Here is a 22,994-nt window from a genome sequence, read left to right as displayed (position 1 = left end):
GCTGCGGTTTAGAACGATGGGCGTGTACTCGTTGGGAGATGAAGTTTGAAGCGTTTTAATTGATCGCTCATACCGTACTTACGTAAAATTTCCGTCTGTTTGTTGCCAATAAGATCAAAATGTGGATAGGGCTGACGCTGATGAATATATTGGGGGTCCAATCCGTTATGGTTGCACCATAAACGCAGCTTGTCCAAATCAGAACATCCCACCTTGGTGACGGTTGTAATGCCTGGAAAGCGATCATCCAGCCAGTAATGTGTCAGAAAAGCAACTTCGCCGCGACCGACCTCTTTTTTCCAGGTCATAAGCTCCTGCCGGGTAATGCCAAATGCCATCGTTCTCATCCTTCCTTGGCTCATTCTGAAATCATGAGCTGCTACGCGGTTGTCCCATTATTTTCGTACTGTAGTTTGTATTATGATCCACATGGGGTAACACAATAACAGGAGACCATGTGTGACGATCTCCTGTTAGCGGTTAAAGCCATCTCTCGGCCCAGCTCTCCACACCATTCAATGCATCACCTAGCTCTTTACCCTTGCGTGTCAGCGAATACTCAGTACGCACAGGCCGCTCTGTGATGACATTGCGAAGGATCAGGCCGGAAAGCTCTAGTTCCTTGATGCGTTCGTTCAGCATGCGTTTGCTAAGATCAGGTATGGAGACGTGAATTTCACTAAATCGTTTGGGATGTTCCATCAAAGTATGAATGATGAGAGCGGTCCATTTTTTGCTGATGATCTGAAAGGACTGTTCCACCTTACCGCACAAAAGCTTAGGCTGCCTGTCGTCGCTCATCTGAATCCCCTCAATTTCATTGTTGTTTTAAACAGTATACTAAAAGTAACTCTGTATACCAATAGTAACTATAACGCTTTGTATCAACTGTGACATATTTAACAGTTTTTTCTCTTTCCTTTCGTCAATCATACCACAGAAAACGTTATCATTACAGGATATATCGAATGTTCACGATTTCGCTAAAATTTGATTGACTTGCCCCTTATTTTGGGTGTATTATGGGTTACGTTAATTCCTCAGGTAACTTTTAATAACCTCATCTTTATAATGGGAAGAAGGAATAATTCATGGATTCAATGACATTTGTCTTATTTGGAGCGACAGGGGATTTGGCCAAACGCAAAATTTACCCTGCCTTGTATAATTTGTTTGTAGAAGGTAAAATTCCGGCTTCCTTTTCTGTAATTGGGATGGGGCGTCGTGAAGTGGCGGACGAGCAATTTCAAAGTAATGTAGAGCAATCCATTAAGGATTTTTCCAGACACGTGAATAAAGACCGTGCACAGATGGATCAGTTCTTAAGTGCTTTCCGTTACAGTGCATTGAACGTCAACCACCCGGAAGATTATAAAAAGCTGCTGCAGCTTGCTGAGCAACGTGAAAATGACTTGGGAATTCCGGGGAACCGCATGTTTTACTTATCGGTGGCACCGGAATTTTTTGATGTGATTGCCCTCAATATTCGGGAGAGTGGTTTAGCTGAAACAAAGGGTTGGAAACGGCTCATTATCGAGAAACCATTTGGACATGATCTGGAATCCGCACGTGAGCTGAATGATCGCCTAAGCAGAACCTTTGCTGAGGATGAGATTTATCGTATTGACCATTACTTAGGTAAACCCATGGTGCAAAACCTGGAAGCCTTAAAATTTGCTAATCCATTGCTTCAAGGGATATGGAACAATCAATACATCGCCAATGTGCAAATTACCGCATCCGAGACTGTAGGGGTGGAGGAGCGAGCAGGATACTATGATCATTCCGGCGCTATTCGTGATATGGTACAAAATCACATGCTGCAGGTGTTGATGATGACGGCGATGAACAAGCCAGGACATGTCACAGCTGATCAGGTGCGGGATGAAAAAAGTAAGGTTATGGACGCGCTTCGTGCGCTTGATCCTTCCGATATTGCTTCCAACGTGGTTAGAGGTCAATATACAAACGGTGAGATCAACGGAAAAGCAGTTCCTTCCTATAAAGAAGAGCCGGACATCGGTCCAGATTCACAAAATGATACTTTCATTTCAGCTCGCCTATGGATTGACAACGAACAATGGTCGGGTGTGCCGTTCTATATTCGTACCGGCAAACGTATGAAAGAAAAATCTACTCGTATCGTCGTGGAATTCAAAAAGGACAGCACAGATCCTTATGCTGCTCAAGGGCAACCGACTGCCCCGAACTTGCTGATCATCCATGTTAACCCGGATGAAAAGGTAACGCTGCGTCTGAATAGCAGAGACCCGCTAAACGCTGGTCAACTGGAGACGGTTCTGATGAATTATCATTCCGAAGCCAAGGATGTACCTGAAGCCTATGAACGCCTCATTTTTGATGCGCTGCGCGGCGATTCCACCTTTTTTGCTCATTGGAACGAAGTCGAGCTTTCATGGGTGTGGGTTCAACCTGTACTGGAAGCTTTTGCTCGTGGTGAGGTTCCACTTCACACGTATGCAGCAGGCTCTTACGGTCCAGAAGCTTCAGATCAATTGTTAGAGGAGCAAGGCTTTACATGGTGGTTGGACGAAAAGTCCGAAAGCTCTGAGAAAGCAGTCGTTCGTTCTTAACACTTATAAGAAAGTATATACAAAATATGTTTGCTACGGCAGGAGGCCTTTACTATGCAAGTAGGATTAATTGGTTTGGGAAAAATGGGCTTGAATCTCGGAAAAAATTTGATCGATCATAAGCATGAACTTGTCGCTTACGACGTCAATGCAGCCGCAATTCAAGAAATGAAGGATTATGGAGCTACAGGTGCTTCTACATTGGAAGAGCTTGTACAAGCAACTCAATCCCCTAGAGTATTGTGGATTATGGTTCCTCACCAAATTGTGGATTCTGTGCTGGATCAGCTTCAACCGATGTTGTCCAAAGGGGACATCATTATTGAAGGTGGTAATTCTCATTACAAAGAGTCTATTGCTCGTCATGCCCGTCTAAAAGAATATGGTATCAGTTTCATGGATGCCGGAACCTCAGGCGGGATGGAAGGCGCACGCAATGGCGCTTGTTATATGATCGGTGGCGATCCGGAAGCTTGGGCGGTTGTTGAGCCTATTTTCCGCGACACAGCAGTGGAAAATGGATATCTGTATGCAGGTAAATCCGGAAGCGGACATTTTCTGAAAATGGTTCATAACGGTGTGGAGTACGGTATGATGGCTTCCATCGGTGAAGGATTTGAAGTGCTGGAGAAAAGCAGCTTTGACTTTGATTATGAACAAGTAGCGCGTGTGTGGAACAACGGTTCTGTTATTCGCTCTTGGCTGATGGGCTTGACTGAACGTGCATTTTCCAAAGATGCAAACCTGGACGAAATCCGTGGGGTTATGCACTCTTCTGGTGAAGGGAAATGGACGGTTGAGGAAGCGCTGGACATTCAGGCTGCAACTCCAGTCATTGCTTTGTCCCTGCTGATGCGTTACCGGTCTCTTGATGCGGACACGTTCAACGGGAAAGTGGTTGCTGCGCTGCGCAATGAATTTGGCGGTCACGCGGTAGAAAAGAAGTAATAACAATATAAGCTAGTATCTATCCCCGTAGCTTCACAACTGCGGGGATATTGCTATTGTTTTGTCGTTTATTGGATTTTTGCAATACCTGCATATGCATATTTTTCCTTGTATATCCGCACAATAGGTGAAAAAGGCGGAAGGATGAATAGCATATGTGCAAAAGGTTTTCGTTATCGGCTGATTTGGATGAGGTAAGGGATCACTTTGGTATACAACGGGTCATGTATTATTACAAAATACGCTATAACATGAGCCCTACCCAGCATGTTCCAATTGTGCTGCATCAGGATGGAGAACGGGTACTTGATGAATTTCGCTGGGGATTTATTCCCTACTGGGGCAAGGATTGTGTCAATGCAGACTTGAATACAGTTCGGGTAAACCCGAGTTATCGCAAGATGGCGGAAACCCGTCGCTGTATCATTCCATGCAATGGATTTTATTATTGGAGAAAATTGGGTAAACGCATGTGTGCTGTACGGGTGGTATTGCCGGAACAGAAGATGTTTGCAGTCGCGGGGCTATATGAAGTATGGCAGGATAGTCGTAAGGAGCCTTTACGCACCTGTACGATGATGACAGTTCATGCCAATACGGATATACGTGAATTCGATACCCGTATGCCAGCTATTTTGGAAGCTGATCATATAGATGCATGGCTGGACCCGTCTGTCCAGAACATAGATGAGCTGCTACCTCTACTGCGCACGTATGAGCAAGGAGACATGAGCATCTATCCAGTGACCCCACTGGTGGCCAATGATGAACATGATAACCGTGAATGTATTCAGGAAATGGATTTGCAGTGGTCCTGGATTAAACCTTAAAACGTATGGAGATTTTCATCCATGATTGATCATAAGCTTCCCGCCACCTGCATAGGTATGTATTGGGGAACAAGCGTCATGATCCGGGGAGAGGGGAAACGGCCGAAGGAGTATCTCATATGGGATGGAGGCGATTGGTATGAGTAACGATACACTCATCCAGCTGCTGGTGCTCATGGTGACGATCATCGGTCTGGTCCAAAACCGGTAAGTGGCAGGTTCCAGAAGGCGGGAGAATTGCCGTAGGCAATCTTCCGTTTTTTTCTGTGTTAAAAAGCTCGCAGATTAAGGAAGCTTACGGTACAATAGATGCTAGGCTGCAGGTGACAAGACACCTGAATATACGTCTACATACGATATATTTTTAAGGGAGAGCGAATCATGAGTGAATTAACTTCATTACCACCAGCCAAAAAAAGAAAATTGCTGTTTAGCGCAGGGCTCAGCTGGTTGTTTGATGCTATGGATGTGGGGCTGCTTTCATTTATAGTTGCAGCGTTGGCAAAGGAGTGGCATCTGGGATCTGAGCAAATTGGACTGCTCACTGCAATGAATTCGATAGGAATGGTGTTCGGAGCCGCTTTGGCGGGGATTTTGGCTGATCGTTACGGCAGACGCGCCATATTAGTGTGGACATTGTTGATCTTTTCTATTGCCAGCGGCTTATCCGCTTTCGCGACAGGCCTCGGAATGCTGTTGGTGCTGCGTTTTATTGCTGGTGCAGGCTTGGGTGGGGAATTGCCTGTTGCTTCGACGCTGGTGTCAGAATCAGTGCCTGTGAAAGAACGAGGGAGAGCAGTTGTGCTGCTGGAAAGCTTCTGGGCGGCGGGCTGGATCCTTTCGGCTCTTATTGCTTATTTTGTTATTCCAAAGTATGGTTGGCAAATGGCATTTATTCTCGGTGCAGTACCTGCGCTGTACGCTCTTTATCTGCGCAGAGCTATTGATGATTCACCGCGTTACAAGCAGCAGAGCGTTAAACTTCCGCTGCGTGCACGATTGGCTTCGATTTGGTCGGGACCCCATCGCAAGTCTACGCTGATGTTGTGGATTTTATGGTTCACAGTTGTATTTTCATACTACGGCATGTTCCTGTGGCTACCGAGCATCATGTTTATGAAGGGTTTCGAACTGGTTAAAAGCTTTGAATATGTGCTGATCATGACACTTGCGCAACTACCAGGTTACTTCACCGCCGCCTATCTAATTGAAAAGCTGGGGCGCAAATTCGTACTGATCATCTACTTGCTGCTCACAGCAGTGTCCGCCATTTGGTTTGGGACCTCGGAAACGGCGGGAATGCTGCTGGCTGCTGGTATCTGCTTGTCCTTTTTTAATCTCGGTGCATGGGGAGCCATGTACGCCTATACACCGGAATTGTACCCGACAGCTGTACGTTCAACTGGTGTGGGTATGGCGGCTGCGTTTGGCCGTATTGGAGGCGTTATCGGGCCCTTTGCGGTCGGTATACTCGTAGGACAGGGCGTAGCGTTACCATCTATTTTTGTGATTTTCTTCGTAGCTATCTTGATCGGAGCAGCGGCTGTATGGTTTCTGGGTACGGAAACCAAAAACCAGGAGATTGACTAACCTTTACATTCACCTGTGTAAAGATTCATAATATAAGAGAGAGGAGTGACCTGAAATGGAGCATACCTTTCTGCTCAAGGCAGACTGGAACGGGGGGCGCAACAGCGACGGCCGTATTGAGGCTGGACAGTTGCGGACTGCAATTTCGATCCCGGCTGAGATGGGAGGCCCCGGTGTGGGCACCAATCCAGATGAAATGTTGCTCGGTGCCGCCGCTACCTGCTATTTGATTACTTTGGCGGCGATGATGGAGCGCGCGAGTCTCCCGGTGGCATCACTGGCGCTAGAATCCGAAGGGATCGTCGATGTAACGAACAATATTTTTACATATCGCCAAATTGTGCATCGTCCGCAGGTTCAATTGGCCACCGATGCGACAGAATCGCAGATCGAACAAGCATTGCGACTGGCAGAGCAGGCAGAAACCTCATGCATGATCTCGCGTGCCGTAGCGGGAAATGTGGCGTTGTCCACAGAGCCCGTGGTGGAGCGCGCCTCTTAAAGCGATATTTGTAACAGGAGTAATCATTCCCATTGCCCATCATTTTTTTAATCCAAGGAGGACACAACCATGACAGCACAACAAAAATTGCTCGTATTCGCAGGCTCTTACGCCGAATTGGAAGGTAACGGAGTATATTCGTACACTTTTAATGAACAGACAGGAGCACTTACACTACAGGATGAGTTCTCCGGCTTGAAAAATCCTACATTCCTAAATGTGGACGTCAAAAATCGGAAGCTGTACTCCATTGGAGAGACGACTTCTGCTGCTGGAGCGAAGGTAGGCGAAGCTTCTGCTTTCGAAATTGATCCGGTTAAAGGAACATTTACATTGCTGAATCGTGCGGAAAACGTGGGTGCAACAACTTGCCACATTCAGCGTGATCCGTCTGATCGTTACCTTATTGTAGTCAGCTACCACGGAGGTATGGTGGGACTAGTGTCTCTGACTGAGGACGGACGTATCGGTGAGTTGTTGGATGTTAAACAGCACGAGGGTAAAGGAGCGCATCCTGAACGTCAGGATCGTCCACATCCACATTCCAGTTTCTTTAGTCCAGATGGCCGCTTCCTGTTCGTACAAGATCTCGGTCTGGATCTGATCCGCGTTTATACTATTGATGACAGCAAAGGACAACTGGTGCTTCATGGTGAAACAAAAACCCATGCAGGTGCAGGTCCACGTCATTTGACGTTTCACCCGAATGGTAAATTTGCTTTTGTGATTAACGAAGTGGATTCTTCCATTACTTCTTTTGCATATGATGCAGAGGCTGGCAAGCTCACTGAGCTTGAGAGCGTACCGACATTGCCGTCTGACTTTACAGGTGAAAACACAACTGCTGAAATTGCGATTTCGGGGGATGGAGCTTATCTGTACGGGTCCAACCGCGGGCATGACAGCATTGTGGTATACGCTGTAGACGGAGCAACTGGCAAGTTGAGCTTGGTTGAGCATGTACCTGCCGAAGGAGAGCATCCACGCCATTTTGCTTTGACTCCAAATGGTGACCATATGCTCGTGGCCAACCGCGACACCAACAACATCGTTACGTTCAAAGTGGACAAGACAAGTGGACGCTTGACCTACACCGGGCAACAAGTAACCGTGTCCAAGCCAGTATGCGTACAGCCTTTTTACTTTTCTGTATAAAGTTTGATAGAGGCTGGATGAATAAGTAACAGTATACGGGTAGTGACCGCTACGAGAACGGATCATTCTTCCGATCGCTGTTGCCCCCAGATTTCTTGTTTGTATGTTCAAGGGTAGAAATCCAGGGGCAAAGGCGAACGCTCCGCTTCTTCAGAACGATTCCGTCCTCTCCGCTGCTTTGGTGCTTTTGGCAACTTTTAAGGTTACTTGGATTAATCAAATATAAAAAAAATCTTGAGAATTACGACCGTAGGTTTTAAACCTGCGGGCGTTTTTCTTTTTATGACCTCTTTATTTTTAAAGAAGTCATTACCTACGAAAATAATATAAAATTTTAAGGTTACAAATAAGATACGAATAATATCGGTAGGAAAAGGGTACATATGTTATAAGCAGAACAATGATCCCTAATGCAAGTCTAGGACAAGCATTGCAAATTCAATATAAGGATTAGAAGATTTCTTAAATGGAAGTTTAATTTAAGGCTCAGTATAGAGATCAAGCCTCTAACTTCACAAGGATGGTAGAGATGAACTGAGTAACGAAGCGGGCAGATGGATTTCGGAGAAGCGGTAGCGTTCGCCTTTGGAACCTGATTTTAACCATTAAAAATATAATTCAAAAAATCAGGTTCCAACAGCGATCGGAGAAACCATCTGTTTGCGTAGTGGGCCGCACAGACCGATAAGAGTATTAATGGAGGGATTCACATGAAAATTATTATTACTCAAAAGGAAGCCGTCGACAAAGGAATATGGACAGAGATCATGGGGATGTTTGCTGTAACCAAAGACGACGAAGTATGGCAAAATGAAGAGTTTATTCTCACCGAAGAACAGGCACGTCAGGTCGGGTTGTTAAGATAGCAAAGATAAATAGGACATGTTATCAAGTTTTAAGACCAAGTCTTAAAAAATCGTAACTTATTTTTTATGTATCTGATACACTTTTTAACCGTGCAACGTTTATGATAAGTACACAAGGGTAATGAAGCTTACAGACACCGTGTACATACCCAAACGGCAAGGAGAGATCAGACATGATGAAACTAGCTTCGAAATGGACCGTATTGGCTTTAATGATGATGCTGATTACGACGGCGGGGGCAACAGCGCAAGGCTACACGCCTGTAGCAACTGCTGAAAATCAGGAGACCGTATATATAAACCAAATGGAGATTCGTGACGGACAAATTTATTTGTCGGCAGACCCGATTGAATGGTATGAAGGCGCGGCGGCAGACAAAGCATTGTTGGAACATGAAGGAAATACAGGATTGGATGGAGCTCCGGATGGCTACTACATCGTAAACAATTCTGTGCAAAATGACGTGTATCAGGTTGCACCAGATGCTTCGGTAGAGGTGCAGATTTATGATCACACGGGTAACATAGAAGATACAGACGTGCAATGGAACGAATCGATTTCGCTGGCACAGTTTGAGAAAGATTTTGCTAAAAAGGACGTTCTAGACCTCAGTCAATTTCCATACCATGTTACGCTTCGTGAGGGTAAAGTTGTAAAAATCGTGCAGCAATTCATTCCTTAAAATAGAAGTAACCTCATTTTACAAACACGTGCTTTCACTTGATTATAGATCAGGAGAGCACGTGTTTTTATACTTTATAACAAAAAAGAGGATATCCAGCCCATATAGGGCGCGGATATCCTCTTCTCTTCATAATATATGATTAGAACGATTTTGCTGTGTCCACTGCACGTTGTACGGCAGAAGCAACGATTTCTTGTGCTTGATCTGGAGCTTGGTTATGTCCTTCCAGAACAACTTTCACGATGTCTTTCACTCCGAAGAAGGATAAGATGTTGTTCATGTAGTTCAAAGACATTTCAGCTGCAGCAGCTGGTCCTTCGGAATAAATGCCGCCTCTTGCATTCAACAGGGCTACTTTAGTTTCAGTTACGAGACCAACAGGACCTTCAGCAGTGTATTTGAATGTTTTACCAGCTTGGTTCAGGTAGTCAATGTACGTATGCAGTACAGCTGGAATCGTCATGTTCCAGAGCGGGAAAGCAAATACGACTTTGTCTGCTGCCAGAAATTGATCCAGGTAGCCATTAGCGATGTTTGCCAGGCGAGCTTCTTCTGCGTTCAGCTCCATGCCTCTAGCAGATTTGAACGTGCCGTTAATCATGTTAGCGTTCAAATAAGGAAGCTCGACGGAGAACAGGTCCAGCTCAGTGATTTCATCAGTTGGGTGTGAAGACTTGTAGCTTTCCACGAAGGCGTTATACAATTTAACTGTTGCAGATTCCTCAGCTGTACGATCATTAGCTTTAACAAATAATACTTTAGACATGATTTATTTCCCCCTAAGTATGTTGAATAAGTAAGTTAAGTTAGTAAGTTACCACGTAATATTACAATATAAAGATAATATCTGTCAACACTTTTATATTAAATTTACTTTGAAAAGCTACTTTATTTTTTACACTGTAAATTTTACGTGTTTCTTTTGCAAAATATCAGTTTTGCGGTAAAATTTAAATGTAAAGTCTAATGAAGAGAATGGTTTGAGTAGGCGAAGAAGAAAATGAACATGGTGCCTGTAAGATATGGCACAATAGTTGAACGAAAAAAGGTGAGTAGCTTGAAGATAGGTTTTTTTGATTCAGGATTGGGTGGAATTACAGTATTGTCCGAGGCACTAAGACGTTTGCCAAACGAAAATTTTGTATACATGGCGGATACGCTTCATGTGCCTTACGGGACGAAAACTCCTCAAGAGGTGCTTGGTTATGTCAAGGCTTCAGTACAAACGATCCTTAAAGAAGATGTTAAGGCATTGGTCATTGCCTGCAATACGGCTACAAGTATCGCAGTTGCGGAGCTAAGAAAGGAATATCCTATTCCGATTATTGGTATGGAGCCAGCAGTGAAGCCAGCGGTCGAGATGAACCGAGCCAATGGTAAAAGAGTTCTGGTGTTAGCTACACCATTGACGTTGAAACAATCCTGTTATGCAGCGCTGGTATCCAGAGTTGACGATCATGGGAGCGTGGACTCATTACCTCTGCCGGAGCTAGTACATTATTGCGAACAGTTAAATTTTGACCGGGCAGAAATGTCCGAATATTTTAACCGTGAGCTGTCTCCGTTCAATCTCGACATATATGGTACGGTGGTTTTGGGATGTACTCATTATCCTTTTTATAAGGAAATTCTAAGGGAACTACTGCCTTCTCATATTCAGTTAATTGACGGGAGTCAGGGAACAGTTAGACGGTTGAAACAGGTGTTGTCTGAGCGTAATTTGCTGGAACCTTCGCCAAAATCCAGTCCATCGCAGGAGGGACACATTACATTTCTATGTTCTAGTCAGGATGAGGCTTATGTGCATAAAATGGAGCGGGCGCTTGAAATCTATGCGGAGCATGAAAAGATTTATTTTTAAAAGAAGAGCGGCTGGTGAACGTGGGATCTTAATGAAATATCCAAATCGCCAGCCGCATTGTGGATCAGACGCATGGAGGGAGGCGTGTAATGGATGTTCAACTGATCCTGAATGAGCTGCATGAGACAGGCGTGCTTGAAAGCCATATGCTAAATCTCAAACCGCTGACCGGTGGAACTTCGAGCAAAGTGGTTGTTGTCATGGACGGAACTGAGCCGCGATACGTGATTAAGCAAAATGATCCCGCTGTCGTAGAAGCCGAGGCGGAATTCTTACATACCTATGCACAGATTGAGAAACTATCGCGTTTGGTTTATGTAGATCCGCTGCACCGTTATTTGGTATACACGTTTAGGTCAGGGCTCACACAGTATCATGGACGCAACAAAAGCGATTTGTTGCTTCGTCTGGCAACGGAGGTGATCTCGCACTACAAGCCTATTGGTGAGGAACGGCATTATGGTTATTCGGATCATCCGTTTGTGGAATGGAGAGATTTTCTGCTGCACAGAACGAAAGAATCCGAAAAAATTATACAAGACGTTTTACCCCCAGAAGATCATCGGTTCGTCCATACCCTTGTGGCCGGATCGCCGCAACAGAATATTAAATATTTGCTTCATGGCGATTTTGGAGTACATAATTTTGTGTTTGCCGAAAATGGTACGTTGACAGGCATTATCGATCCTGACCCAGTCGTGGGAGAGCCTCTGTACGATTTGATATACGCCTTTTGTTCTTCACCGGATAGGCTGACCGTCGATACTATTTTGCCTGCCTTAGAGAAGCTTGGGCCGGAGATGACAGGGGAATACGAGCTGAACAGGGAAGTGTTACTGGGATTATACTTTCGTATAGCTACCTGCATTCGCCATCATCCGGAAGATCTAGACCAGTATACAGAAGCATGGTACTACTGGCTGAACAGGGTTCGCTGAAAGGAATAGGAAGCATGAGCATACAAGGATGGAATCACATTTGCTTTTCGGTGTCTAATTTGGAGAAGTCTATACAATTCTATCAGAATGTATTAGATGGAAAACTGCTCGTCAAAGGACGTAAGTTGGCTTACCTAGACTGTTTGGGAATGTGGCTGGCTCTCAATGTGGAGCAGGATATTCCAAGAAATGATATTCATCATTCTTATACGCATATTGCATTTTCGATAGCGGAAGCTGATTTTGAGAGTATGCTCAACAAGCTGAGAACTTTCAATGTCCCCATTTTGCCCGGAAGAGAGCGGAATGAACAGGACAAAAGGTCGGTCTATTTTACAGATCCAGACGGACATAAGTTTGAATTCCATACAGGACAATTGCAGGATCGCCTGCAATATTATAAAAATGAAAAAAAGCATATGACTTTTTATGATTGAGTAAGTGTTATTATCGATATTGACGTGTAGGTATTAAGTAATAATTGGGTCGCATTTAGGAGGAATACGGAAGGATGTCATTGTCTCAAGAAAACGGTTCCAAGCAAGCACAAGTCGTTAAAACGATGACGGTTTTTGCAATCACTTGGCCGATCTTTATAGAGATGTTGTTTCACATTTTGATGGGTAGCGTGGATACGTTCATGCTAAGCCATGTTTCTGATGAGGTTGTATCGGCTGTGGGTGTATCAAGACAGTTGATTGAATTTACAATTATACTGTTCAATCTGCTTGGTCTTGGTGTAGGTGTGATCATTGCTCAGCTATTGGGGGCGCAAAAGCATGTGGATGCAAGCCGTGTTACGGCTTCGGCACTAACCTTTAATCTGGTGTTTGGTCTGGCGCTGAGTTTGATGTTTATTGTGAGCCGGGACTTTTTGCTATCCTTTTACCATATTACCCCGACGATAAAGGAAAATGCAGAGATTTATATGATGCTGGCAGGGGGTTCGCTGTTTCTGGAAGCGCTTATGCTAACCGCAGGTCCGGTTATTCGATCGCATGGTTTTACTAAAGACACGATGATCGTGGGCATTGGTATGAATATATTGCATATCGTGGGGAATGCGCTGCTCATTTATGGCTGGTTTGGTCTGCCGCAGATGGGAGTGGCGGGTGCAGCGATTTCAACGGTTATTAGCCGTGCTGTAGCATGTGTCTGGATTTTTTTACTGCTGTACAAGCGTGTAAGTGCGCCGATTCGCATCCGGTATTATGTACAGCTTCAATGGAGTAAGCTGGTAGCCATCCTGAAGATTGGTATTCCTGCCGGGCTGGAATGGTTGTCTTATCAACTTAGCCAAATGATGGTGACCCGGTTTGTCAGCTTTATGGGTACAACGGCGATCGCAACCCATTTTTATACGAATACAATTGTGTACTTTTTTATGGTATTTGGAATGGCTGTAGGTGAGGGGACGGAGATTATTGTTGCCCGCCTGATTGGAGCAGGAGACAAGGAAAAGGCGTATCATCAACTTTTACGAAGCCTGAAATGGTCTTTGGTCATTACAATTTTGGTGATCGTAGCAGTATCCTTTTTCCGATATGAAGTGATGGCGATCTTTACGGATGAGCCAGCAATTATTCAATTGGGGGCAGCAATTTTGCTGTTCTGTATATTGCTGGAGCCGGGCCGTGTATTCAACCACGTGGTCATTAACTCCTTGCGAGCAGCGGGAGATGTTCAGTTCCCGTTAATGATGGCCATTATTTCAATGTGGGGGATTAAAATCCCGCTAGCATATGTGCTGGGCATTCATATGGGATATGGTGTGCTGGGTGTGTGGATTGCACATGCCTGCGATGAGTGGGTACGAGGTATTTTTCACTATTTACGCTGGAAAGGTCGGAAGTGGCAGCACAAGTCGCTGTTATCTAAGGCTGAGCTTCAGGCGGAATCAGTCTAAGGCTGAAAGAAGAGATTCTACAACAGACATTCTCCAAGCGAATTGGGGGATGTCTGTTTTTTTACAAAAATAAGCAAAATGGGGATGTTCAAACTTTTCAAAAATTGCTAGAATATAGTAACCTCGAATGTAGTAGAGGTTTTCAAAGTTTCAGAGTTTCAAAGACGGGTGGTTTCCGATTGAATCCATGAAGGAGGGAATAGAATGGAACGTAAAGTGCATATCATTCCTTACCAAGTGATCAAGCAGGAGCAACAAGTGAATGAAATACCGCGAGGTGTAGAGCTGATTCAGGCTCCAGCGGTATGGAACCAGACTCGAGGCCGAGGCGTGAAGGTGGCGGTGCTGGACACGGGCTGTGATTCGGACCATCCTGATTTGAAGGCGCGCATTGTTGGCGGCCGGAATTTCACGGATGATGATCAAGGTAATCCGGAAATTTTCAAGGATTACAACGGTCACGGTACACATGTGGCAGGGACCATTGCGGCAGCAGAAAATGCAGATGGTGTCGTGGGTGTTGCTCCAGAGGCAGACCTGCTCATCATCAAAGTGCTAAACAAGCAGGGCTCCGGTCAATATGACTGGATTATTCAAGGCATCTATTATGCGATTGAGCAAAAGGCAGATATCATCTCGATGTCACTTGGCGGTCCTGAGGATGTCCCAGAGCTTCATGAAGCAGTAAAAAAGGCTGTAGCTAGCCAAATCTTAGTCATCTGTGCAGCTGGAAATGAGGGAGACGGTGACGACAGAACGGACGAGCTCGGCTACCCCGGCTGCTATAATGAAGTGATTAGCGTAGGTGCTATCAACTTTGACAGGCACGCCTCAGAATTCAGTAATTCTAATAATGAGGTGGATTTGGTTGCACCGGGAGAAGATATTTTGTCCACCGTGCCGGGCGGCAAATATGCGACCTTTAGCGGAACTTCGATGGCTACTCCACACGTAGCAGGTGCATTGGCGTTGATTAAGCAGCTGGCGAATGCGAGCTTTGAGCGTGATCTCACCGAACCGGAATTATACGCACAACTCATCAAACGCACGATTCCACTCGGCAATTCTCCTAAGCTGGAGGGCAATGGTCTACTGTACTTGACAGCAGTGGAGGAGCTCTCTCGTATTTTCGACGCACAGCGTGTAGCGGGAATACTAACTACAGGATCATTGAAAGTTAAATAAACCGTGACTTCAACTTCGGATATAGAGCGGCTCTCCTAAAGGGAGGGTCGTTTTTTTGTGCAAAAATTTATCTTATGAAGAAAATTTAGGTTGACAAAATATTACATACTTCAACATAATGATATAGTACTAAAGTTTGTATAAATTTGAAAAGGGGTTCTAAATAACTAATGAAAACGGGAATAACGCGTTATTTGTGTGCTGCTGCAGAACTAGATCGAAATTTTCGGCAAAAGGTGTTAGAGCAAATCGTTTATAATCGTTACTGCTTTGTAGCTCCTAGCTATGGAACAGATATTGCTAAAGTTGCAGCTCAATGTATACAGGCAAAAAAACGGGACTTTTTTATGGATTGCGCCTTATTATTTCTTTTGGGATGGTTTGTTACGGCGATTTTCACAGATTTATTGCTTTCTTGGCCGTTATTCTTATCCTTTCTAGTTAACATTGGATTTAGAATATACCCTTACTGGTATGTAACAAACAAGCTTTCTTCAAAAAATATTTCAAGTGATAAAGCACCTGATCTTAAAGAGATAGGGAATGATTTTTCAAAAAAAATGGAGGAGATAAATCAGGAAGGCAACGTAATCTATTTCGGAGGGGATTCGCCATTTGTAGGAGCTGGTAATCGCTTATCAGGATGGTCTTTTTTAGCAGAAACAAAAATTAAAAACTCGGATGAATATATTAAACTTAACAACGCTGACCTGTATACATACATTGATAGCAAGATGAAAGAGTTGAGTATCTCTCACATGACTACTTCAAATGCTCTTTATGTAGATGGCAGTAAGATTAGGAATGATTCAAGGTTCCTAGAGAAAGAAATGAGTTCTCCCAAAAGGAAAATTGATGCAAAATATTTGCAAGAATACACTGAACTAGAAGAAGAACACATTCGTTTCTACAAATCAGTTCAAATAACAGCATGGGATGGTGATTTTGTATTTACAACGTTTTTCAGAGTGCATTTTACTGCGCAAAACTTATTTGTTGAAATGCAGAATTATCTTTTGCCTCCTTTAAAAAAAGAATTTTATGCAATAGATAAGCATGGTTCTGATATTCCTGTGCCTTTTGTTATAAAAAGCATTCTTTCTTCTATAATCCCAACGTTTACAGGGCTTTTTAAATCTATTGGTGGTGTTATACGAGGATTTAAAGAATTTGTAGCTCAATCTTATAAAGAAGAGATGACCCGTACGGAAATTAAACATAATCAAATTTTCAACTATGGCGCTAGAAAGAGCATAAGAGAACTTGCAGCAGATCATAAATTGCATAATTTCTTTCAGGAATCGGACGTGGATATGTATAGAAAAAGAATAGAGAAAAGGCTCTTACAAAGTATTCTCGAGTACCTTGAAGAAGTTAATGTGGATACAAGAGAGTTTAAAGCACGAGAGAATGTGATTGTAAATAATGGGGTTATGGTTGCAAGTGGAGGACAGATTAACAACTCTCAAATAGCTGGTAAAGGAATTTTTCAAAATACGTTTGTAAAAGTGAACGAACAAATGAGAAATTAAATTTGAAGGAGCTGTGTAGGCTATGAAATTTGGTTCTATAGTTAATAATGGGGTCATGATTACAGGTGGAACTGTACAAAATAGTAGTGTTGTTGGACAACAAGTATCCGCGTCAGTACAATCTTCAGAACGGAATTCAAAGCAGGATAAAAAATATGATATTGGCCTGTCATTCGCAAACGAAGATCGTGCTTTTGTAGAGATGGTACTTCATCATATTAGGAAATACGAGATTCGGTATTTTTATGACAAGGATGAGGTAGCCCAAATATGGGGAAATGACTTATACAGATATCTAACAGATGTATATGTTAATCAGTGTAAATATACAGTGGTATTTCACTCGGCTTCATATACAGAAAAGAAGTGGACCCAAGTAGAATGGGGCGGCATAAGGTCAAAACAACTTTTGGAACAGAAGACCAGCTTGCTCTTGGTATTACTGGATGATTCAAATATCAGCGAAATTACGAATCAATGGTCATATCTGGATGGTAGGGAGTACAGTGCGAAGGACATTGCGGAGATAATTTATAAGAAATTATTTAAAGTGGAGGGGGGAATATGAGTGCAATCCTTATAAATCCCAACCTTACAATCGGGGATGATCCAGTCGCAAACGCTTTTTACCATAAATTCCGTTCCGAATTAGAAGAATACACAGATGTAAGAAGTCTTAAAACGGCTATGCATATACATTCAGCTTCATTACAACCTGATGAAGTATTGGTTATCTTCAATAATCAGGATCAGGAATATTCTGAAAATATTTTGGCGCTTTTACGTCATGCATTGGACAGAGACTGTGCTATTATTCCAGTATCTTTATATGAACAATCGCGAGCTCCCGCTACTCTTATTTCTCATATTCAGAGTTTTGAGGTAGTTGATCAATTGCGGCAAAGAAGATTAACTCATAGCAATATAGATACAGTTGCTTTTGCTCTGACTCGGTTGATTATGTCTAAAATACAACCAACCATGTCAGTAGATCGCATGGATCTCTTCATAAGTCATCGACGAATAGATGGGGAAGAGATAGCGGCGGAATTTTACAATGAATTTAGAAGACGTGCCGACGAAGTGGAAGCTTTTAGGGACTTAATTAGCATTAAAGTAGGACAAAATGCGCAGCAAGAAATAGAAAATAATTTGTATCAAAGTGATGCTGTTATATTCATTGATACTCCTCTGTGCGGAGAATCAAAGTGGGTCGAGAAGGAATTACAAATCGCTTTGGGATTAAATCTACCTATAGTCTGGGTAAAGGTGGGCTCACCATCCGAACGAGCAAGGCTTAATGTTTTGCCAGGGGACAGTCCACATTTTAATTTTGAATATCTGGATATAGATGGGCTTCAACAGCCATCAAATATTATCGATGACATAATTCACAAGGCGTTCCAGATTAGCAGAAATAATGCTATGAGCGTTATAGATCATTTTAATAGGCTTCAACAGCTTGCAAGTTCTGATAAAATCAAACTGTTTCCTATTAATAAAAAAAATATGGTCTATCGGGTGGAAATCCCTAGAAGCAAGAGGGAATTTAAGTATTATCAGCGTTCGTTGAGTCATGTTCTTCAATTATTTGGTAGAAATCCGAAAACTATAGACCGAAACAGTTTTGAACCATTAATTTCTGACCTTGGCTTTCAGTTACACCCGGATTTTGGATACCACTTTGATTCGGGCCTGCTACTTGGTCCAAATATATCATTAAATTCAACATATTCCAGGGAACCTATTTGTGTAGATTCAATTGATGGATATGTAACATCACTTCAAAAATATCTATCATCAGATCAAATAGAGTTGTCTAAAAAAGGAATTATCATCTCTGGAGCATTTCCAGATTATGAACCGGAGTTCCAGCAACAACTCATAAATGCAGTTTTTTGCATTGCTAAAGCAGTATTAGATAAAGGAGGGACTATTATTTTTGGAAGCCACCCTACCTTTCAACATATGATATTAGACTTGGCCAGAAGGCAGCGCCCGAAAGATTATATAAATGCTGTCCATATGTATATTTCAAAGTACTTTGTTACTCAAGCCACTATTAACGAAATAACTAATAAAGCAACTGTATATGCAACCGAAATTGTTAACAACGATCGTACAGAAAGTTTAACCACTATGCGTCAAGCCATGATCTCAGACGAGGAAGTAGCTGGTATTGTTTTGCTCGGTGGAAAGCAACATACACACATTAAACCAGGGATTGATGAGGAATTAGAATTGGCTCAACAGAAAGGGATACCCGCATTTATTATTGGGTCAGTAGGCGGACGCTCTTCAGAAATGGCGAAAGAAATTATACAAAAGGGAAATAATCCAATCAATACATTAACTGAAGAACAGAATAAAAAGCTACTTACAAGTTTAGACTTCAGGTCGTTAGCAGATGAAATCTTACAATCATTAGGTTTTTGATTTGTAATTAAGTGGAGCACATTAATATTCAAGTAAGTATTCTTACTCAAAAAAGGTGTGAATAAAATATGGCTTATAAAACTTTTATTTCATATAAGTATTCTGAAGCGAGAGAACTCAGAGATCGTATTCTTGAGTCTTTAGGAGAAGATGCAAACTATTATCAAGGTGAAACAAGCGATTCTCCTGATTTTTCTGATCAGACCACTGATTATATTAAAGATAAGTTAAAGGATATGATTTACTCGACATCCGTCACAATAGTTGTTATTTCCCCGAATATCAAAAATAGTAATTGGATTGATTGGGAAATTGAATATTCATTAAAGCAAATTAAACGAGGGGATAAAAAATCCGGTACTAATGGTGTTTTTGGAGTAGTCATGAAGCATAATGGAGACTACTCTTGGCTTAGACCAAAAACTACTAACCACGATGGACATACAGCGATACAAACAAATAATGAATACCTATATGACATTATTGTTAATAATCGCTTTAATCAAGATCCAAAGGAGTATACCTGTGAAGTATGCGAAAATACAGATGCTCTTCAAGGCTCATATATTTCGTTAGTAAATGAAGAGGAATTTTTTAATAATCCTAATAAATATATTGATAATGCTTATAATAAAAGTAAAAAACTTCGAAATTATAAAATTTCTAAAACAAGATGAAACAGTTGAATAACTGTAACATTACTAAGTAGACAGGAAAATACTATCTTTCTATACAACTGCACTTGTAGAAACAACTTTTAAATAATTAGATTTTAGAATTAAAACTATTTTAGTGAGAGTTATTAAGGACGTTTATTTAATATTGGCTAATATCGAAACGAGTGATCTGACAAGAACGATATCATCGCGCAAGCTGGCGAGCTTAGACGCACAGGGCAAGCAGAGGAAGCACAAAAGCTTCTTTTGAGGGCATTAGAACAGATGCAGAACTGTGGTATCAGACAGCTTGGGCGTATGATGCATTGGGCTTAGGGAGAGAAGCGGTTGCATATTATAAAAAAAGCGTGGGTATGGCGTTATCCTAATTTAAATCTATGCAAATAAATTGGATCAGGTCGAGGCATAAGTAGACCAATGCGTGAGCTAAAGCAGCACCGTATATTTTTTGAATTTGTATATCAAAAAAGATCGCAGCCAGAGAGCATGAAGCCTCTTTTCCGAGCTGTGATCTTTTAGTTTTAGGTTCTGCATGAGGTACAATTTCATGTATAAACAAAACTGATAGAGCTGCTGAATTTTACGCTGTGATTACTGTGCTCCCTCGGTAACGGCGATTTCCTTCTCCAGGTTTTCTCTGGACAGGTTGGCCTTCAAGTAATCCGGGGTATCGGGCAGGACCAGGTGTAGATTGGATTTTTGACAAATGCGGATGGTACACTTTTCGACGATAAAATCAAAGACATGCCCGCCCCCAGTGCGTTCATCGTTAATAAAATGCAGATGAAATCCGGCTACCCCAATACCTTGAGCATAGGCAGGTGTCCAAAAACCTGTAATCACCCCAGAAGCATCATTAAAAGTAAAGGTAGGCTGTGACTTGGTTGCTTCAATAAAAGGTTTGTAAGGCTTCACTTGATGAGGCACGGTACGTGTCTTTACTTCACGAAAAGTGCCATCCATACGGAAGGCATAGAACAGATTACGACTTGGAAACAGCTTTAACAGCAGAGCTTCCAGCTCTTCACGATGCATGGGACGGTCAATAGTATATGTGAAATCTTCCTGGAAAAAGGTGACGGTGGAAAAAGGTGTGGTTTCTTCCGGTTTTACGCGATGGGCCGTACCGTCTGGAAGCAAGTGATAAAATTCACCATCGAACGCGATCATCTCGCCATTCAGTTGATCAAATGTACCAATTCCGAAATCCCCGTGCTTTTGCAACTCCTCAAAGGCAACGACTCCGTCATAAAGACCATCTAATAAAGCAAGCATGGTGGACGTTTGGTAAATATCATGATCAGTTTCTTGCTTGGTTTCCAATTGTGCAACGGTCATGGCAATACACTTCCTTTTGTAATTGTATACATTTATTTTCTTTCTTTTTCAATAATAAACGTAAAATTTCAGTAAATAACATGAATAACTCAAAAAAATCATAAAAAAAAACGTTATACTCCATAATTGTCATAAAGCCGTCACGAGTGAGGCATGGTTAAGGTTAGTTTAATTGGTTAGGCAGCAGTTTACGTCCCAACTGGATGTTATCCTGATAATCAATCGGAATATCGACAACCACAGGACCATCGGTATGAAGTGCCTGCTGCAATACACTTTCCAGTTCTTCAGGAGAGTGCACGCGTAATCCAGTGGCCCCGAAGCTTTCGGCATATTTCACTACATCAACATCTCCAAATTTTACACCAGAAGTTCTTCCGTATTTAATCTGTTGTTGAAATGCGACCATGTCATAGGTACCATCTCTCCATACGATATGCACTAACGGTGAGTTAAGACGTACGGCGGTTTCGAGCTCCATAGATGAAAAAAGAAATCCTCCGTCTCCGGAAATAGAAACGACTTTTTGACCGGGGTTGACGAGTGTAGCAGCAATCCCCCAAGGAAGTGCTACGCCTAACGTCTGCATCCCGTTGCTGAATAGAAGGCGACGCGGTTCATACGAACGGAAATATCGTGCCATCCAAATGTAGTGTGAACCAACATCACAGGTGACAGTGACATTATCGTCGATCAGGCTGCGCAATGTACGAATAAATTGTAATGGATGAATCAGATAGTCATGACTGTGTACAGGAACAGCTTCTTGCTCGTTCAGATCATGACGAAGACGATTTAATTGGTCACAGGAGGCTTTAGGTAGCTTTAAGGTAGGCAATTCTTCTGCAAGGCCACTCACAATCAGGGCTATATTCCCGATAAGCTCGTAATCAGGTTGATAATCATGATCAATATCTGCTTGATGATCATCCAGATGAATGAGGGTTCGGTTTGCAGGAATGTTCCAGTTTTTTGGATCATATTCAATAGGATCATAGCCAATCGTCAGTACCAGATCTGCCGCTCCAAGAAGCATGTCACCCGGCTGATTATGGAACAGGCCCACTCTTCCAAAATAGTGGCTTTCCAGCTCCCGGGAAATAGCTCCAGCGGCCTGAAAAGTTTCAACTACAGGCAAATCCGTGTTTCTGATCAGTGCACGGATGGCTGCTGTGGCTTCGGGCGTGCTGGCTTTCATACCGAGGAGGAGTACAGGCAGTTTGGCTTTTTTGATTTGTTCTGCGACTTGTTTGATGACTCCGGTTGGTGCGATTCCAAGCTGGGGAAGGGAGATCTTCTCAATAGCTGTTACTTCAGATGACGAAGTCAACACGTCCTGCGGCAGACTGACAAAGGTGGCTCCAGGCTGGGCTGAGGTCGCAATCCGAAATGCATTAGTAATTGCTTCCGGTACACTATCAGGATGTTCTACTTCTACACTGTACTTGGTGATGGGTTCGAATAGTCCGGCGTTATCCATAGATTGATGCGTGCGTTTCAGGCGTTCTGATCTTGGGACTGCACCAGCAATGGCGACGACAGGATCACTCTCTGCATTCGCGGTGACAAGTCCTGTCGCCAAATTGGATGCGCCGGGGCCAGAGGTGACAAGACATACGCCCGGCTTTCCAGTTAATCGACCGACTGCAGCGGCCATAAAGGCAGCATTTTGTTCATGACGGCATATGATCAATTCTGGACCCCGATCTTGAAGAACATCAAAAACAGAATCGATCTTGGCACCTGGAATGCCAAAAATATGCGTAACCCCTTGCTTGATCAAACAATCGACAACAAGGTCGGCTCCTTTTGTATCGGATTTAGTTTTAGTTTGAACAGCTTGAACTTTGGTACTCAATGCTACCACCTCTTCTTTTCGTCTTTGAAATAAACCAATGAAATACTTTCAATGTAAAACAATGGATGTATATTACAATTATAATGCAATAA

Annotated in this window: 23 protein-coding genes; 18 read left to right on the top strand and 5 right to left on the bottom strand. The window is 42.8% G+C overall.

Annotated features, from left to right (window positions below; translation table 11 throughout):
• Nucleotides 1-8: 8 nt before the first annotated feature.
• Nucleotides 9-338: a hypothetical protein gene (locus AC5ELV_RS00775; RefSeq protein ID WP_493428784.1), complete on the bottom strand. Its 330-nt coding sequence runs from the start codon at nucleotides 336-338 to the stop codon at nucleotides 9-11.
• 142 nt (nucleotides 339-480) lie between these two features.
• The gene (locus AC5ELV_RS00770) at nucleotides 481-801 is read right to left on the bottom strand and encodes a winged helix-turn-helix transcriptional regulator (protein WP_007430161.1); all 321 of its coding nucleotides are present in this window, start codon (nucleotides 799-801) and stop codon (nucleotides 481-483) included.
• 290 nt (nucleotides 802-1,091) lie between these two features.
• Here AC5ELV_RS00770 and zwf point away from each other — a divergent pair, with 290 nt between their 5' ends.
• From zwf to AC5ELV_RS00725, 9 genes are all read left to right on the top strand, one after another.
• A complete protein-coding gene (gene zwf, locus AC5ELV_RS00765) occupies nucleotides 1,092-2,594 on the top strand; it encodes a glucose-6-phosphate dehydrogenase (RefSeq protein WP_493428783.1) in 1,503 nt (500 codons plus the stop codon).
• A gap of 54 nt (nucleotides 2,595-2,648) precedes the next feature.
• Nucleotides 2,649-3,542, top strand: coding sequence for a phosphogluconate dehydrogenase (NAD(+)-dependent, decarboxylating) (gene gnd, locus AC5ELV_RS00760; RefSeq protein WP_272640535.1), 894 nt, complete (start codon nucleotides 2,649-2,651; stop codon nucleotides 3,540-3,542).
• A 155-nt stretch (nucleotides 3,543-3,697) separates the two neighbouring features.
• Entirely contained in the window at nucleotides 3,698-4,372 is a 675-nt protein-coding gene (locus AC5ELV_RS00755) for an SOS response-associated peptidase (RefSeq protein WP_493428782.1), read from the top strand.
• Nucleotides 4,373-4,393: 21 nt separating this feature from the next.
• Nucleotides 4,394-4,519, top strand: a complete 126-nt coding sequence (locus AC5ELV_RS00750; RefSeq protein ID WP_493428781.1) for a hypothetical protein — start codon at nucleotides 4,394-4,396, stop codon at nucleotides 4,517-4,519.
• A 234-nt stretch (nucleotides 4,520-4,753) separates the two neighbouring features.
• The gene (locus tag AC5ELV_RS00745) at nucleotides 4,754-5,962 is read left to right on the top strand and encodes an MFS transporter (RefSeq protein ID WP_493428780.1); all 1,209 of its coding nucleotides are present in this window, start codon (nucleotides 4,754-4,756) and stop codon (nucleotides 5,960-5,962) included.
• 55 nt (nucleotides 5,963-6,017) lie between these two features.
• On the top strand, nucleotides 6,018-6,464 hold the full coding sequence (locus AC5ELV_RS00740) for an OsmC family protein (protein WP_493428779.1): 447 nt from the start codon (nucleotides 6,018-6,020) through the stop codon (nucleotides 6,462-6,464).
• Nucleotides 6,465-6,533: 69 nt separating this feature from the next.
• Nucleotides 6,534-7,619 (top strand): lactonase family protein, encoded by a 1,086-nt coding sequence (locus tag AC5ELV_RS00735; RefSeq protein ID WP_493428778.1) that lies wholly within the window; start codon nucleotides 6,534-6,536, stop codon nucleotides 7,617-7,619.
• 710 nt (nucleotides 7,620-8,329) lie between these two features.
• Nucleotides 8,330-8,485: a hypothetical protein gene (locus AC5ELV_RS00730; protein WP_493428777.1), complete on the top strand. Its 156-nt coding sequence runs from the start codon at nucleotides 8,330-8,332 to the stop codon at nucleotides 8,483-8,485.
• A 173-nt stretch (nucleotides 8,486-8,658) separates the two neighbouring features.
• Nucleotides 8,659-9,168 carry a hypothetical protein gene (locus AC5ELV_RS00725; protein ID WP_493428776.1) on the top strand — a complete coding sequence of 170 codons (510 nt, stop codon included), beginning with the start codon at nucleotides 8,659-8,661 and terminating at the stop codon, nucleotides 9,166-9,168.
• Between the two features lie 142 nt (nucleotides 9,169-9,310).
• On the opposite strand, the gene AC5ELV_RS00720 is transcribed toward AC5ELV_RS00725, so the two are convergent.
• Entirely contained in the window at nucleotides 9,311-9,937 is a 627-nt protein-coding gene (locus AC5ELV_RS00720) for an FMN-dependent NADH-azoreductase (protein ID WP_493428775.1), read from the bottom strand.
• A gap of 240 nt (nucleotides 9,938-10,177) precedes the next feature.
• Here AC5ELV_RS00720 and murI point away from each other — a divergent pair, with 240 nt between their 5' ends.
• From murI to AC5ELV_RS00675, 9 genes are all read left to right on the top strand, one after another.
• A complete protein-coding gene (murI, locus tag AC5ELV_RS00715; protein ID WP_493428774.1) occupies nucleotides 10,178-11,032 on the top strand; it encodes a glutamate racemase in 855 nt (284 codons plus the stop codon).
• Between the two features lie 89 nt (nucleotides 11,033-11,121).
• Nucleotides 11,122-11,970, top strand: a complete 849-nt coding sequence (locus AC5ELV_RS00710) for a phosphotransferase (protein WP_493428773.1) — start codon at nucleotides 11,122-11,124, stop codon at nucleotides 11,968-11,970.
• 14 nt (nucleotides 11,971-11,984) lie between these two features.
• On the top strand, nucleotides 11,985-12,407 hold the full coding sequence (fosB, locus tag AC5ELV_RS00705) for a metallothiol transferase FosB (protein WP_493428772.1): 423 nt from the start codon (nucleotides 11,985-11,987) through the stop codon (nucleotides 12,405-12,407).
• 74 nt (nucleotides 12,408-12,481) lie between these two features.
• Entirely contained in the window at nucleotides 12,482-13,876 is a 1,395-nt protein-coding gene (locus AC5ELV_RS00700; protein WP_493428771.1) for an MATE family efflux transporter, read from the top strand.
• 204 nt (nucleotides 13,877-14,080) lie between these two features.
• Nucleotides 14,081-15,061, top strand: a complete 981-nt coding sequence (locus AC5ELV_RS00695; protein ID WP_493428770.1) for a S8 family peptidase — start codon at nucleotides 14,081-14,083, stop codon at nucleotides 15,059-15,061.
• Nucleotides 15,062-15,231: 170 nt separating this feature from the next.
• Entirely contained in the window at nucleotides 15,232-16,593 is a 1,362-nt protein-coding gene (locus AC5ELV_RS00690) for an AbeC-like domain-containing protein (protein WP_493428769.1), read from the top strand.
• 22 nt (nucleotides 16,594-16,615) lie between these two features.
• Entirely contained in the window at nucleotides 16,616-17,161 is a 546-nt protein-coding gene (locus AC5ELV_RS00685; RefSeq protein WP_493428768.1) for a TIR domain-containing protein, read from the top strand.
• Nucleotides 17,158-19,029 (top strand): SLOG domain-containing protein, encoded by a 1,872-nt coding sequence (locus AC5ELV_RS00680; protein ID WP_493428767.1) that lies wholly within the window; start codon nucleotides 17,158-17,160, stop codon nucleotides 19,027-19,029. Before AC5ELV_RS00685 ends, AC5ELV_RS00680 begins: the two co-directional genes overlap by 4 nt.
• A 68-nt stretch (nucleotides 19,030-19,097) precedes the next feature.
• Nucleotides 19,098-19,706, top strand: coding sequence for a TIR domain-containing protein (locus AC5ELV_RS00675; protein ID WP_493428766.1), 609 nt, complete (start codon nucleotides 19,098-19,100; stop codon nucleotides 19,704-19,706).
• Nucleotides 19,707-20,297: 591 nt separating this feature from the next.
• On the opposite strand, the gene budA is transcribed toward AC5ELV_RS00675, so the two are convergent.
• Together budA and alsS are read right to left on the bottom strand one after the other, a co-directional pair.
• A complete protein-coding gene (gene budA / locus AC5ELV_RS00670; protein WP_493428765.1) occupies nucleotides 20,298-21,044 on the bottom strand; it encodes an acetolactate decarboxylase in 747 nt (248 codons plus the stop codon).
• A gap of 163 nt (nucleotides 21,045-21,207) precedes the next feature.
• Entirely contained in the window at nucleotides 21,208-22,911 is a 1,704-nt protein-coding gene (gene alsS / locus AC5ELV_RS00665) for an acetolactate synthase AlsS (protein WP_493428764.1), read from the bottom strand.
• Between the last annotated feature and the right edge of the window lie 83 nt (nucleotides 22,912-22,994).

The organism is Paenibacillus sp. NMA1017, from assembly GCF_058895805.1.
This window is presented reverse-complemented; position numbering and strand designations above follow the sequence as displayed.

What these genes read in the sequence shown, in the direction of transcription:
- gnd (WP_272640535.1), top strand. Translation starts at nt 2,649, where the DNA reads ATGCAAGTAGGATTAATTGGTTTGGGAAAAATGGGCTTGAATCTCGGA.
- AC5ELV_RS00720 (WP_493428775.1), bottom strand. Translation starts at nt 9,937, where the DNA reads ATGTCTAAAGTATTATTTGTTAAAGCTAATGATCGTACAGCTGAGGAA.
- AC5ELV_RS00740 (WP_493428779.1), top strand. Translation starts at nt 6,018, where the DNA reads ATGGAGCATACCTTTCTGCTCAAGGCAGACTGGAACGGGGGGCGCAAC.
- AC5ELV_RS00730 (WP_493428777.1), top strand. Translation starts at nt 8,330, where the DNA reads ATGAAAATTATTATTACTCAAAAGGAAGCCGTCGACAAAGGAATATGG.
- murI (WP_493428774.1), top strand. Translation starts at nt 10,178, where the DNA reads ATGGTGCCTGTAAGATATGGCACAATAGTTGAACGAAAAAAGGTGAGT.
- AC5ELV_RS00725 (WP_493428776.1), top strand. Translation starts at nt 8,659, where the DNA reads ATGATGAAACTAGCTTCGAAATGGACCGTATTGGCTTTAATGATGATG.
- AC5ELV_RS00735 (WP_493428778.1), top strand. Translation starts at nt 6,534, where the DNA reads ATGACAGCACAACAAAAATTGCTCGTATTCGCAGGCTCTTACGCCGAA.
- AC5ELV_RS00700 (WP_493428771.1), top strand. Translation starts at nt 12,482, where the DNA reads ATGTCATTGTCTCAAGAAAACGGTTCCAAGCAAGCACAAGTCGTTAAA.
- AC5ELV_RS00680 (WP_493428767.1), top strand. Translation starts at nt 17,158, where the DNA reads ATGAGTGCAATCCTTATAAATCCCAACCTTACAATCGGGGATGATCCA.
- AC5ELV_RS00775 (WP_493428784.1), bottom strand. Translation starts at nt 338, where the DNA reads ATGGCATTTGGCATTACCCGGCAGGAGCTTATGACCTGGAAAAAAGAG.
- AC5ELV_RS00710 (WP_493428773.1), top strand. Translation starts at nt 11,122, where the DNA reads ATGGATGTTCAACTGATCCTGAATGAGCTGCATGAGACAGGCGTGCTT.
- AC5ELV_RS00685 (WP_493428768.1), top strand. Translation starts at nt 16,616, where the DNA reads ATGAAATTTGGTTCTATAGTTAATAATGGGGTCATGATTACAGGTGGA.
- AC5ELV_RS00755 (WP_493428782.1), top strand. Translation starts at nt 3,698, where the DNA reads ATGTGCAAAAGGTTTTCGTTATCGGCTGATTTGGATGAGGTAAGGGAT.
- AC5ELV_RS00745 (WP_493428780.1), top strand. Translation starts at nt 4,754, where the DNA reads ATGAGTGAATTAACTTCATTACCACCAGCCAAAAAAAGAAAATTGCTG.
- AC5ELV_RS00675 (WP_493428766.1), top strand. Translation starts at nt 19,098, where the DNA reads ATGGCTTATAAAACTTTTATTTCATATAAGTATTCTGAAGCGAGAGAA.
- AC5ELV_RS00695 (WP_493428770.1), top strand. Translation starts at nt 14,081, where the DNA reads ATGGAACGTAAAGTGCATATCATTCCTTACCAAGTGATCAAGCAGGAG.
- AC5ELV_RS00750 (WP_493428781.1), top strand. Translation starts at nt 4,394, where the DNA reads ATGATTGATCATAAGCTTCCCGCCACCTGCATAGGTATGTATTGGGGA.
- zwf (WP_493428783.1), top strand. Translation starts at nt 1,092, where the DNA reads ATGGATTCAATGACATTTGTCTTATTTGGAGCGACAGGGGATTTGGCC.
- AC5ELV_RS00770 (WP_007430161.1), bottom strand. Translation starts at nt 801, where the DNA reads ATGAGCGACGACAGGCAGCCTAAGCTTTTGTGCGGTAAGGTGGAACAG.
- budA (WP_493428765.1), bottom strand. Translation starts at nt 21,044, where the DNA reads ATGACCGTTGCACAATTGGAAACCAAGCAAGAAACTGATCATGATATT.
- AC5ELV_RS00690 (WP_493428769.1), top strand. Translation starts at nt 15,232, where the DNA reads ATGAAAACGGGAATAACGCGTTATTTGTGTGCTGCTGCAGAACTAGAT.
- fosB (WP_493428772.1), top strand. Translation starts at nt 11,985, where the DNA reads ATGAGCATACAAGGATGGAATCACATTTGCTTTTCGGTGTCTAATTTG.